The sequence below is a fragment of the Paenibacillus sp. 01T47 genome (assembly GCF_056398245.1).
Map to the genome: position 1 here is coordinate 1 of NZ_JBFTPA010000024.1, position 12,349 is coordinate 12,349.

11 protein-coding genes are annotated in these 12,349 nt (G+C 40.3%); 8 read left to right on the top strand and 3 right to left on the bottom strand.

Annotation, left to right across the window (positions count from 1 at the left end; translation table 11 throughout):
- The first annotated feature begins 512 nt into the window (after nucleotides 1-512).
- From AC1DOV_RS30000 to AC1DOV_RS30010, 3 genes are all read left to right on the top strand, one after another.
- Nucleotides 513-866, top strand: coding sequence for a hypothetical protein (locus tag AC1DOV_RS30000; protein ID WP_477551807.1), 354 nt, complete (start codon nucleotides 513-515; stop codon nucleotides 864-866).
- Nucleotides 867-1,077: 211 nt separating this feature from the next.
- Nucleotides 1,078-2,364 carry an IS110 family RNA-guided transposase gene (locus tag AC1DOV_RS30005; RefSeq protein WP_477551839.1) on the top strand — a complete coding sequence of 429 codons (1,287 nt, stop codon included), beginning with the start codon at nucleotides 1,078-1,080 and terminating at the stop codon, nucleotides 2,362-2,364.
- 692 nt (nucleotides 2,365-3,056) lie between these two features.
- On the top strand, nucleotides 3,057-3,464 hold the full coding sequence (locus tag AC1DOV_RS30010; protein ID WP_477551808.1) for a hypothetical protein: 408 nt from the start codon (nucleotides 3,057-3,059) through the stop codon (nucleotides 3,462-3,464).
- 290 nt (nucleotides 3,465-3,754) lie between these two features.
- Here AC1DOV_RS30010 and AC1DOV_RS30015 read toward each other — a convergent pair whose 3' ends face one another.
- Entirely contained in the window at nucleotides 3,755-4,123 is a 369-nt protein-coding gene (locus AC1DOV_RS30015) for a DUF6713 family protein (protein WP_477551809.1), read from the bottom strand.
- 397 nt (nucleotides 4,124-4,520) lie between these two features.
- Here AC1DOV_RS30015 and AC1DOV_RS30020 point away from each other — a divergent pair, with 397 nt between their 5' ends.
- The 4 genes from AC1DOV_RS30020 (at nucleotide 4,521) to AC1DOV_RS30035 (ending at nucleotide 8,458) form a co-directional block, all read left to right on the top strand.
- Nucleotides 4,521-5,195: a hypothetical protein gene (locus AC1DOV_RS30020; protein WP_477551810.1), complete on the top strand. Its 675-nt coding sequence runs from the start codon at nucleotides 4,521-4,523 to the stop codon at nucleotides 5,193-5,195.
- A 243-nt stretch (nucleotides 5,196-5,438) separates the two neighbouring features.
- A complete protein-coding gene (locus tag AC1DOV_RS30025) occupies nucleotides 5,439-5,996 on the top strand; it encodes a DUF4362 domain-containing protein (RefSeq protein WP_477512047.1) in 558 nt (185 codons plus the stop codon).
- A 340-nt stretch (nucleotides 5,997-6,336) separates the two neighbouring features.
- On the top strand, nucleotides 6,337-7,221 hold the full coding sequence (locus tag AC1DOV_RS30030) for a putative RNA methyltransferase (protein WP_477551811.1): 885 nt from the start codon (nucleotides 6,337-6,339) through the stop codon (nucleotides 7,219-7,221).
- A 166-nt stretch (nucleotides 7,222-7,387) separates the two neighbouring features.
- Entirely contained in the window at nucleotides 7,388-8,458 is a 1,071-nt protein-coding gene (locus AC1DOV_RS30035) for a hypothetical protein (RefSeq protein WP_477551812.1), read from the top strand.
- A gap of 234 nt (nucleotides 8,459-8,692) precedes the next feature.
- On the opposite strand, the gene AC1DOV_RS30040 is transcribed toward AC1DOV_RS30035, so the two are convergent.
- A complete protein-coding gene (locus AC1DOV_RS30040) occupies nucleotides 8,693-10,429 on the bottom strand; it encodes an Imm51 family immunity protein (protein ID WP_477551813.1) in 1,737 nt (578 codons plus the stop codon).
- A gap of 179 nt (nucleotides 10,430-10,608) precedes the next feature.
- Between AC1DOV_RS30040 and AC1DOV_RS30045 the strand changes: the two genes are divergently transcribed.
- Complete coding sequence (locus AC1DOV_RS30045; protein ID WP_339209560.1) at nucleotides 10,609-11,037, top strand: NUDIX hydrolase; 429 nt, start codon at nucleotides 10,609-10,611, stop codon at nucleotides 11,035-11,037.
- Between the two features lie 205 nt (nucleotides 11,038-11,242).
- Here the strand turns inward: AC1DOV_RS30045 and AC1DOV_RS30050 are convergent, their stop codons facing one another.
- Nucleotides 11,243-12,304, bottom strand: a complete 1,062-nt coding sequence (locus AC1DOV_RS30050) for an NAD(P)-dependent alcohol dehydrogenase (protein WP_477551814.1) — start codon at nucleotides 12,302-12,304, stop codon at nucleotides 11,243-11,245.
- Nucleotides 12,305-12,349 lie beyond the last annotated feature (45 nt).

The window sequence follows — 12,349 nt, forward strand, 5'->3', positions numbered from 1 at the left end:
GCCGGAAGCCCCTAACCTTCTTGTCGTCCACATTATCGCATGTGATTCGGGGTCATGCCCCAACTAGCCTAATCATGGTTTAACAAGTAGGGGGGATGAACGGAATAGCTCTCGAGATCCAAGTCTCACGGGCAGAAACGTTCGATCCCCGGCTACCGCTATCTTACGACCACACAAAAATGAGGTCGACCAGTAATTTCTGGTGACCTCATAATACGAACGGGCAGGATAGCGTAGTGATATCCGAAGGACTTAAACTGAAAATCGAAAGACCAGAGAATTCTAGATCATCAATGTAGCTGGGCACATCAATTTGCAAGCGAAAATTCTATGAACACGAAGAGACGGCAGCCGGTGAAGGCTGCCGTTTTCTCGTGTTCAAAATAGGTTCCATGAATGTTTGAACTATCCAAGGGTATTCTGTAGGTTTATTATTTAAACAGAATAAGGAACGATTGATAAATGTTAAGAGATACCCCGAGGAATATTATCTGGTTCATCAGGAGGCATTTATGATAACAAAGAAAATACTTGTTGGACTAATATCTTCGTTTGTTATAACAGCTTTATTTTCAATACTAGCCTCTTCTCCAAAAAGCTTAATTCTTTCAAATATTCCATGGTTGTTTATGTATATAGCGCCATGTGTCCTGCTGTATGGTATACCAGCGTCTATTGTATCTGATAATCTAGGAAAGAAAACTAAATATCCAATATTAGCTTCACTATTGCTTCATGTTTTGTCAGCTTCGTTTTTCATTGTCTTTAGTGTTTCTTTCACGTTAATATCCATTGGCTCCTCGATATTATTTTTTTCGATCGATGTAACTTGGGATTTTTTAAGAAAGAAAACCCTTATGCTATAAGTTTGGATTACTAGAGCCCCTTTTTTAAAAGATAAACAGGATGCACTTCACGCTCTTCACAGTATCAATTAATTATAATTATTAATGGTGAACCGTATCATTTGTCATTACGCTAAACATTCCTGTTAAGGCTAAGAAATAGCCTTTGTCAAAAAAGGAGCGCCTCGGTATGATGGGTTTGTCGACAACACATCAAGGAGGCGCTCTTACTATGAAGTTTAAGCAATCAGACGCACAAAATCAACGGATTGAACAAATTACCACCTCGCATCTCGTCGTAGGAATTGACATGGCCAAAGAAACTCACGTGGCACAGTCCACAAATTTCCGAGGAATCGTCATTTCAAAACGACATCTCTCGTTTTCGAATTCTATCGAAGGTTTTGAAAAATTAAGCCGCTGGATGACGGAGTTACAGCAGAAACATCGATTAAAGAGGCTCATCATCGGCATGGAGCCAACCGGTCATTACTGGTTTAACCTAGCAAACTGGTTATCAGATAAGGGATTACACGTGGTTATGGTTAACCCTGCTACGACGAAGCGAAATAAAGAAAATCGAGATAACAGTCCATCAAAGAACGACCCCAAAGATGCACTTGTCATCGCAGATTCAGTAAGTCGGGGCTTTTACTATGAGTACACGCGTCAATCGCTTGTGTTTCAACGCTTACGGACCATAATGAGTGATCGCGAATTCTGGGTGTCGAACAGTGTACGCCTGCAGAATCGAATCATACGCTGGCTGGACATTCGCTTTCCTGAGTATCCATCCGTATTCAAAGATTGGACCTGTAAGCGATCATTGGCGACTCTCAAGACATTCCCTTGCCCACAGGATTTGGAGACGTATACTGTACAGGACATCATCAATGCTTGGCGAGTCCATATGCAGCGCGCTGGGGGTTCTACGGGGATTGAGAAGGCTGCACAGCTCATCGCTCACGCTAAATGCAGTGTCGGAGATCGAACCGCTGTAGAAGAATCGAAGGCAGATTTAAAAAGGCTCATTGAAGAATATGAACGAGTTAGCACCATGCTTGAACAGATTGAAAAGGACATCGAATCCCTTCTTTCTGAGATTCCAATGGCACAGCAACTTCGCACCATAAAAGGTCTCGGTAAGATCTTCACCGCGGCCATACTAGCAGGCACAGGAGATTTAAGCCAGTATGCGCATGGACGTCAGGTATTACGAAAGGCTGGCCTGAATTTGGCTGAAAGTACGTCAGGAAAGCGAAAAGGACGAATTGTTCTTTCGAAACGAGGAGACTCAGCCCTGCGAAAATATCTATATCTCGCGACGGTTCAGCTCGTTTGGAACAACCCCGTATTCCGCCATCTGCATGAGCATAATGTGAAAGAAAAGAAAATGAAAAAGCAACAATCCATATTTAAGTTAATAGGAAAGCTGGCACGAATTCTAGTTGGTATTGTTCAACGGGGAGAAAAGTTCACGCCAGAGAAAACCGTTCTGAGTTGGACAGAAGCAGCTTAAGCTAAGCAGCATCACGTATATTGACTCATTCGCAGGATTTCACAAAGAAAGCACGGAGGACCGAGTTCGTTCCCCAAAAGGGCTCTGACCCATCCGCTAAACGCTATCGGTCTCCACACCTTGGACAGGTATAACGAAGGAATGTAAGGGCATTGACCCGTTGAGTTGTGGGAGGGTGAACCTCCAGGGATCATGTGGAGTATGCGTGCAGTAGAGTTAGCCTGGGGAATATTTCCTGAGTATTCCTCTATTTCCGCATGCCCAGCCCACCACCTCAACCGGCATCAACTGCGTTGCTTCCTGAGATGGACTCGATCCAAGGTGACGAAATCCTGCGAATGAGTGAGTATATGTGAGATAAACCCTTAAAACCGAGGGACGGGGAACTATAGCTTAACATTTACTATGACGAGGCTGCCGGTATGAATCGGCATCCTCGTTGAGCTAACGGGCAGTTTAGTTTAATGATCGAAATTAATAAGCTGGAAATAACATCGTAACTCCGAATTGTTAAAGTATTAAAATATTAGGAGTAAACCAAATTTCACATATTACTATAATATGACTTATCTTTGTTATCATGAACTATGACAAGATGTTAATTGTTTGGAAGGAATTAGTAATTCTTGATAGAATAAATATGAAGATGAACAGGTAATAAGTTTGTACGCATAAGGAGATAAAACTAGATTATGGATATCTGGGTTCCATATGAAAAAGTCAGAAATCATCCTCCTGATTTTAGAGTAAGGTATCGGCTTTATTCCGAAAAAGAGGGTGGCAGAATAAATCCCGTTTTTCAAGGTTTGCGTTGTGATTTTTCATATGACGGAGATAACATTAAAGAGTCGGGTATATTTGCGATTCATCCTGAATTTGAAGATTATTTCGGAAACGTTATTCTCGACAATTGCCTTCATGTGCCTAATCAAGGTACTGCAAGAATGTGGATACTTTTCCACGAGATGAGACGCGAAGTACATGTACATCGAATTAATATAGGAGTCATCGGCTATTTCATGACAGGGTCAAGAAGGCTAGGGCAAGTCGAAGTGATTGAGATTCTTGAATTGGAAATGAACTCTGAGATGTTAAGCTAATGGGTAACGATAGTGGAATAACACACATGATGAGTAGGTGCTGCGATGCCGGCTCTTTTTATTGAACTATCGGGCAGGTTTGAGCAATGACAAAGCTGCTTGGATACTGGGGTTATGAGTGATTGTACAGAATAATTGCTACTGGGTCAATTTAGTGTAAGTTATCCATTTTCAAGAAAAGCCTTGGTTGTTCCTCCCATTACGTAAGCCTGAAGCCAGATTCAAGTTATATGAGAGGGCCGATACCGGAGATACCTTCCTTGTACAATCGCCAAGAACTAAGTGAGAAATTACGGATTCGCAATTAATAATAAATGAATAGCAGCAAGAATTCCCATCGGATAGATAATGAAACGAGAGAATGTATTTTTAAATTCGTTCCGAAAGTGCTTTTCGAAAAATAAGTGCAGAATCGCATGGATCATGAGAAAGATGTCTAGCACCCAAAACGTAATCGTCTGATATTGGCTAAAAAGTAAAGCGAGTATGATTGTGTACAGGGGGAGATGGATAAAGGTGAACACTTTATAGGCTTTTGCATCATCCATATCTTGTAGAAAGAAAAATAGTTTCCATTCCGAACGACGAATTGCATCCATTTCATGCAGGAGAAATAAGGATAAGTTAAACAAGAATAGCAACAACAACAAATCTGGCATATCAAACCTCCAAAAATTTTATATCAAACGTTTACTATAGCGTAATAAACAAACACATTTAAATATTTCCCTTGGTTAATACGTAAAGCTGTTCGAAATGTAACAAGTAAAGCTATATCTGTCAGAGTAATGTGGAAAATTTAAATGAACATGAAAAAAAGCATTCAAAATGATAGTGAAAAATTGATCAACACGATAAAAACGACGCTTGAATTTGATGCCATTTTTTAATTAAATGTATAATAATGGTGAAACAATTTCTTGTGTTAGCGTTTCATTGAACGAACAGGATTATTTAGTTCGCGTAACGAATACCATAAATATGGAAATTTCGTGAAGTTCGTAAATAAGACGATCTAGGAAGTTCACTTAAAAACTTTTGTTATGGAGGTGTCTCATGGAGGATGAATTAAATCTCATAGAGGATGAAATAAAGCGAATTAAGAATAATCAATCGAAAATAATATTCTATTTCATGCTTTCGATTGCAATAATTGGATCAATGATAATATTGCTTCTGAATATCTATCGCTTTACTTTAGCTGATATCCTCACTTCTTTTTTTTCGCCATTTATTGAGATACTGGGTTATATTATTTTCTTTATTTGCTCATTGATTGTTTTTGTGTATTTTGTCGTAAGTAAATCCTTCAATAGGGCAAGAAGAGGAATACCTTTTTTGTTGAATCTATTTATTTTTATTTTGGTGTTAATTGTTCCTTTTACCTCAATAGTTTTAGATTTAGATTATCGCTTCAATAAGGAAGAAAGAGAAGATGTAGTTCGAATGGTATTGGATGGCACACTGAAACCGAATGTATCTGATAATGAAATATTGATTCGTTTGCCAGAGGAATATAAGAAACTTTCCAAAGGCGGTGGTGAGATCGTGGTTCAAGGATACGGACAGAGTGCTCAAATTCTTTTTTATGCCTATCGTGGAATATTAGGTAATATGGCTGGATTTATTTATACCGCTAATGATAGCGCCCCTGATGAAATGCTTTTTGGCGGAGACTTTATGGAAGTGAAAAAACTGAATAAGAATTGGTATTCGGTTAGAGCTACGTAAAATGGATTTCATATATGTTCACGCAAAAGATCGTTTTCACCGATCCTCAGTCAGCAGAGGCATTTCGAGTTAACGGATTCATGAGGACACTTACGAGAGTAATTCGTCGGATGGCAGTAAATCATTACGTTAACGGGACGTGATAGATCAATAAAACACGACGGCAGCTGCAGAAACAAAAGCGCATGTACGACTGAAACAATCGTACTCGATATAACGTTCTTAAATGTGAGGTGATAATCCATGATTAAATGGGTGTTAACATTAGCGGCAGTATTAGTGCTGCTATCGGGCTGCAGTGAGAAGTCGGGCAGACCTAGTGACAATATGACTAATCCTACTACTGCTCCTGCACCGGGGGAGACGTTTACGCCGTTAGCGAAGCCGGAAGCGTTTCCCGCTGTGTCTAACCCTTATGATGCCGACCAAGCAGCGGAGAACGGCGATATCGTGAACGTTCACGGGAAAATGTACAATCTCGACAAGTGGAAGCTGTTTCTTGCGAATCTAGATGTTGGCGTGCCGGATCAAGTGCGTATTACGCAGTATACGATTGAAGGTGACCCGATCTTCTATGAGCTAGTCTATGACGGGGCTGAAGTGATTACGTATACGTACGACAACTCGCGTGACGGGTTCGGCAGCAATGCAGGTCGTCCGAGCACGTTGTGCCGAGGCATTGAGCTCGAGGAGGACAAGGAGTTAGGCTCCCATTACAAGCTAACCGGATGCGATTCTGAAACCAGTAATACGTTCTGGTTTACGAACGTAGAGTCGGAAGCTGAGCAGGGCAGCCAATAAGAACAATATACTCTAGAGTAGCTCGTTCGTTTTATAGAAATCCTAATGGTAACGATAGATCAATAAAGACAAAGAGGCAGCCGATCACAACGATCGGTTGCCTCTTCTAAGTTAACGGGCAGTTTAGTATTATGGTTTCTCATAAAAGCGAGTTATGCTAATATAAGAGTGTTTTAAAATAATAAAATGTGGGAGATTCAAACCATGATCATCAAGTTCATTCGTTTAAGGTAGTGAAAGGTGCAGCTCACATAACCCGGCTTTTTTATACAAAATGGCTAGGGTTTATTTGACTGTACCTTTTTTCATTCACCTAAAACGAATGGAAGGGTGCTTTTTTGTGTTCGAAAAAAGTAAAAAGTTGATGAGCGCTGAGAAAATTGAAAACTCTCAGGAGATATTTATATGCCCATTATGTAAAAAACAGATGCGAATGATCCATTTACAAAGTTTAGTTTGTTGCAATCAGCACTGTTTTGATATAGCCAAGCAAGGATATATAAACCTATTGTCTGGAACCAGTAATACTAAGTATGATAAAAAAATCTTCGAGTATAGAAGGGTAATAAGCAAAAGTGGTTTATTTAATCCCTTACATGCAGCGGTAAGTGAAATTATAATGAGTCAACTCCCGAGCGATGAACCTTTAAGCATACTGGATGCAGGTTGTGGAGAAGGTTCTCACTTAAATAACATACAAATAGAAATAAATAAGAAAAAACTCAACCCTCTTTTGGCTGTAGGGATTGATATTTCAAAAGAGGGAATTAGTTTTGCTGCAGCTGAATATTCAAATGTTATTTGGTGTGTCGCGGACATTGCAAACTGTCCGTTTGCAAATCAGCAATTTAAATTTATTTTAAACATTCTTTCACCGGCAAATTACTCAGAATTTCAGAGATTGATTGGTGATAATGGTTTGGTAATTAAAATCGTCCCTGAACAGGATTATCTAAAAGAATTAAGAGAAATCTTTTATGAGGGATCAGATAAACGGGTTTATTCAAATTCACTTACAATTAACCACTTCAACGAACAGTTCAAGTTACTAGATGTTGAAAGTATTCGATATCAAGTAAACCTGAGTGAACATTTAATCGAACCATTGCTCGGTATGACACCATTATCCTGGGGAACTTCCAAGGAACGCATAGAAAAAGTGTTACAGATGAATCTGAAAAGAGTCACTATGGACTTTAAAATGTTGATTGGTAAGAAATATTAGTTGAATAACGCATAGATGAGCAGGCACTGCGGTGGCCTGCTCATTTTATTAAGCTAACGGGCAGGTCAGTTTAATGAAATTCTCGAATACGTAATATATGGAACGTTCTCGAAGTTCGTAAATATGACGTTAGCTGAATTTAAATAAATTATAGTAGGGTGACCCAATGACAAAAACATTTCAGTTTGAAACAAAAACAATACAGGGAAATGAAGAACATATTATTGATGTACAACCAATAATTAATGAATGTAACAAATTTCTGATTCTTACTACAACCATGAAAATTATCGAGTTGGATACAAATGAGAATGTGTTTAAAGAGCTATTTATTTTTGATAATGAAGAAATATCATTTGAAGAGAAAGTCTCTCTACTTGTCTCGCCAAATGCTGAGTTAATTGCTGTATTTAATACTTTTGGTAGAGAGGGAATTGTAATAGATATTACTTCAATGAAGACCATAATGCGATTTAATCGTGATGATTATTATAATGAACAAACCATTTTTCCGGTTGCATTTGTCAATTATAATGCTCAACTTTTATTAATTCATGGTACAAAATGGAATCGACTGGATATTACAAATCCAATCGATTATCAAGTACTAACTGATAGAAATGATCCGGAATATGAATTAACTGAAAGCAAATCAAGTAATTCAGAACATTATTTAGATTATTTTCATGGCCAACTCGTAGTTTCACCTGATAATAAATGGATTGTTGATAATGGATGGGTGTGGCACCCTGCGGGGTGTGTGACAGGTTGGAGCATTCTTGAATGGATAGAAAATCGATGGGAATCGGAAGATGGAACGAGCAAAAAAAATCTCTGGAGTGGAAAAGAGGATTGGAACGATCCATTATGCTGGGTAAGTGATAACGAGATTGGATTAGTAGGTAGAAGAAATTATGATTTCATTGATGAGGATGAGCGACATGGGTGGATTTTCAGAGTGATTAATCTGGAGACAGGAAATGTAGTTAAGGAGTTTCCAATATCGTCAGGTAATATTTTTATGGATACATATTTGTTCTCTTGTTTAAAGGAAACAGGAATGAAAATATATGATATAAATAGTGGACGTTTACTGTTCGAAGACGAGAAAATAAATCCATACAACTATCATCATAAATCAAAAGAGTTTATTGGTTTTGATAATGAAAAAATAATGATCTATAAGTTAATCGAAGAAGAATGTAAAGCAGCTAACAGACAGATCTGCGAGGCTTAGTTCGTCGGATGGCAGTAAATTAAGAGGCAGCCGATGACAACGATCGGCTGCTTCTTGATCGTAGACCTAACAGTGCTAAAAGTAAATAAGATGAATAATTATAAAAATTTAGAAGTTAGGTGCTAGTATTAAAAGCTCTATCATTCATTTGAAAAATGATAATTTCGAGGATGTTGATCTAAATGGCGATTTAATACTGGATAATTCATAACTGGAATTGTCCGAATGATTAGCTCAATCCAATTCTGCGCGAGTGAATAGATCGTAAATAAGCACCTCATCCTCACAAGCGAATTTGAACGCCCATGCGAACTGTTCTAATGCGACTCCATTACTCGAGTAGGCACAGAACATATCTGCTTCCGGGTCAAAATGAATCGTTTCCGCGAGTTCCGGCATCCGCTCATTCAAGAACACCGCCGCCAATGAAGCCCAATCGTAACCGTTGCCTTCGAACCCCTCGTCTGCCCGGGTGTCGAATAGTTCGGCCAAATAGCTACCGACCGTCAGAATGACAGATTTGCCGCCATTATTTTGTTTCACGATGGTAAAGGGGGCCACATCCTTCGTTTCTCCTGCAGCTGACAATGACTTTGCAGCTTCTGCTTCCGCGGAAAGCTTTACTATAACCGCACTGCGTGCCTCGTCCGTGAAGCGGAGAACCCTGTTCTCCTCAACGATAAGGCCTTCCGCGATCCGCCCATCCAGCCAATCGCTGATGAAGCCAGGAGCGTACCCTCCTTGGCCGAATTCACCGCCGAAAGCGATCATTTGCTCATAGGTATCCAGATATTGCTGACGGCTGGTAGTCGGGTAAGCGTTGGTATATAGCCAGAACTGGACATCGTACATGAGATGAGACCGCTCATCCGCATGAAATGAGAAATGGTTCTTCTCCTGGACGATCCGGGTACAGACACTGCGTATTTTGGACTCCAGCCCGTCAACCTCAGAGGCCTGACCGCAGAGTTCCGTGAGCAGTGGAGAGAATTTTCCTTCAGCCACTTTGCGCAGGTCGTTCTTTTTATCTTCTTCAGTAGTGTCGTAATCCTCATCATTCACCAGACCGCGGATAAACGACTCGAAGTTGGGTGCCAGAAATGTGATCTCGTAATCATCTTCCTGATCGACATGAATGACTTCAGGTTCGCCGTCCTTCCCACAGCGACGGTAGTCCAGCATCACAACATCGTGCCCTGCCGAAGGGCAATCACAGATTACCACGCCGATATCCGGATAACCCCATTCTTCAATCATGAATGGACTGCCGAGATCACCGCAGATAGAGTAGCTTTTGTCGCGTCCGATCCCCATAATTCCTGTTATAGCAATATGATCCTCAGCCCAAGAGGTAGCTTCATCTGTCGGAAAGGATGTATTATGGGGAATGCCACCGTTCTGATGCTTCATAAGAGCGATGTAGGCTGCCGGTAGCTTATAGCCGAGTTCTTCTTCTACAGAAGAAATCAGCTCATCTGTAGGCGGATCTGAGACATATTGTTCTCTAGCATAGTTACTGTCTTCCCAGAAGCTGTCGAGATCCATACCTTCAAAAGGGATCGCTCCCTGGTCTTTCTTTTGTTTGCTGAGCGTGCGCAGGGATTCAGTCTTTTGTTGTTTTTGCCATTTGCTTTGGCTCCAGTCTAGAAATCTGGCTGAATGCCGATCGTCAGGATCCAGCTCTAGCGCGGTGCTTAGCACACCGACTGCTTCCTCATACCGCTTCATGTAATAGTAGGAATAGCCTACTCGAAAATACCACAACGGATCATTTTTTCCCTGCTCAGCTATGATAGCAAACTGTTCCAGTGCTTTTTTATACAAACTCAGATTGTTATAAGCCCGACCCATGCTGCTGATCATATCGTAATCTCTGTCCGCTGGAGGAATCTTCATCAGAGTGTCTACGATCTGCTGGTGTTCGTCATCCTCGTGCCACTGCAATATCTGTGCGCTTAGCTCTTGTTCCATCGTTGCCGCCTGCCTCCTAAGTAAAATATGATTTTCTCTATTTTACCAGAGAGAAAGCTATGAATGGAAATGTTTAGCGTCAATACGCAGTCTGCGTCGGTCTGCCCCAAAAGGGCAGTATACAGCTATAGGAAATTAGTGGTAATCTAGTTTTGTTAATTTTAAAAGGGGAGGACGATATAGTGGCTCCAAAACATATAGTTTCTGCGGCAACAATTGTAGTTAATGAGCGTAACGAAATATTATTGATAAAAGGACCTAAACGAGGATGGGAAATGCCAGGAGGGCAGGTTGAAGAAGGTGAATCATTGAAAGATGCAGCGATAAGGGAAACAAAGGAAGAGAGCGGTATAGATATAGAAGTGACAAAGTTTTGTGGTATTTTTCAAAATGTAAGTAGTAGTATTTGTAACACTTTATTTTTAGGCAGACCGGTCGGAGGAGAATTAACAACTACCGCTGAGTCTTTGGAAGTAGGATTTTTTCCAATCGAAACAGCATTAGAGATGGTAAGTTGGGGGAATTTCAAGCAAAGAATTGAGCTTTGCTTGAATGAAGAACTTCATCCTTTTTATGTTGAATTTTCCATTCCGCTTAAGGATTGCTAGAGCGCTATAAGTTTATTCCTTCGGAACTAACGGGTAAGTATGATTTATTGGTCGTTGAAAGAACGATCTTAGTATGACACGGTGTTACAAAGGACTTAAAGTTGGTAATCAAATAGCAAAAAGCCATCGTTTTGATCTAACTAAACGATGGCTTTTTTTCTTTTCATCAGGTCCGGTTTAAGTGGATATAAAGGATCATTGCGAGTTATAAAGTAGAAATGTCAATAACGAACCGATACCGCACATCACTTTTGAGAACACGTTCATACGATTCTTCGACTTGGTCTGCACTTATCACTTCAATCATAGGGGAAATACCGTGTTCAGCTGCGAAATCAAGCATTTCCTGTGTTTCACGAATTCCACCAACAAGTGAACCTGAAATGCTGCGACGACCCATAATTAAGGAAAATACATGATACTTATCGGGTTCGGCTGGTGCACCAACATTTACAAGTGTCCCATCAACGCGCAGTAGTGATAAATACGCATCAACATCCAGATTTGCAGACACGGTGTTTAAGATCAAATCAAAACGACCCGCTAATTCTTTAAATGTAGCAGGTTCACTTGTAGCAAAGTAATGATCTGCGCCAAATTTCAATGCTTCTTCTTTCTTATCAATAGAGCGACTCAATACTGATACTTCAGCACCCATGGCATGAGCAAATTGAACTGCTACGTGGCCAAGACCTCCCATTCCGACAATGGCAACCTTCTTACCTGGGCCAGTATTCCAGTGTTTTAAAGGAGAGAATGTCGTAATGCCGGCACATAATAGTGGACTTGCCACATCCATATCCAGACCGTCTGGGATACGGACAACGAACCCTTCCTTTACAACGATTTTTTGGCTATATCCTCCGTATGTTGGATTACCATCATAGTCTAGACCGTTATATGTGTTGACTACACCCTTCGTACAATATTGCTCTTCTCCAATGAGACAATATTCGCATTCTCCGCAGGAATCAACAAAGCAGCCAACGCCAACACGGTCTCCAACAACAAACTTGGTGACTTCTGTCCCTACTGCTTTTACGACTCCGGCAATTTCATGACCAGGAACCATGGGGAATATTCCGCCACCCCATTCACCGAATGCACTGTGAATATCAGAGTGGCAAATGCCACTAAATTTAATATCTATTAAGATATCGTTTGGCCGTAAATCTCTTCGCTCAATAATGATCTTTTCAAATGGTGCTCTTGCACTTGGGACACTTAGAACACGTGTTGTAGAAATGTTTTTATGATTATTACACATAATAGATAATACAATCCTTTCTTTGGTAAAATAATAAGTTGATTG

Excerpts from the sequence above, each read along its gene's own strand:
- AC1DOV_RS30000 (WP_477551807.1), top strand. The coding sequence starts at position 513 with ATGATAACAAAGAAAATACTTGTTGGACTAATATCTTCGTTTGTTATA.
- AC1DOV_RS30005 (WP_477551839.1), top strand. The coding sequence starts at position 1,078 with ATGAAGTTTAAGCAATCAGACGCACAAAATCAACGGATTGAACAAATT.
- AC1DOV_RS30010 (WP_477551808.1), top strand. The coding sequence starts at position 3,057 with ATGGATATCTGGGTTCCATATGAAAAAGTCAGAAATCATCCTCCTGAT.
- AC1DOV_RS30015 (WP_477551809.1), bottom strand. The coding sequence starts at position 4,123 with ATGCCAGATTTGTTGTTGTTGCTATTCTTGTTTAACTTATCCTTATTT.
- AC1DOV_RS30020 (WP_477551810.1), top strand. The coding sequence starts at position 4,521 with ATGGAGGATGAATTAAATCTCATAGAGGATGAAATAAAGCGAATTAAG.
- AC1DOV_RS30025 (WP_477512047.1), top strand. The coding sequence starts at position 5,439 with ATGATTAAATGGGTGTTAACATTAGCGGCAGTATTAGTGCTGCTATCG.
- AC1DOV_RS30035 (WP_477551812.1), top strand. The coding sequence starts at position 7,388 with ATGACAAAAACATTTCAGTTTGAAACAAAAACAATACAGGGAAATGAA.
- AC1DOV_RS30040 (WP_477551813.1), bottom strand. The coding sequence starts at position 10,429 with ATGGAACAAGAGCTAAGCGCACAGATATTGCAGTGGCACGAGGATGAC.
- AC1DOV_RS30050 (WP_477551814.1), bottom strand. The coding sequence starts at position 12,304 with ATGTGTAATAATCATAAAAACATTTCTACAACACGTGTTCTAAGTGTC.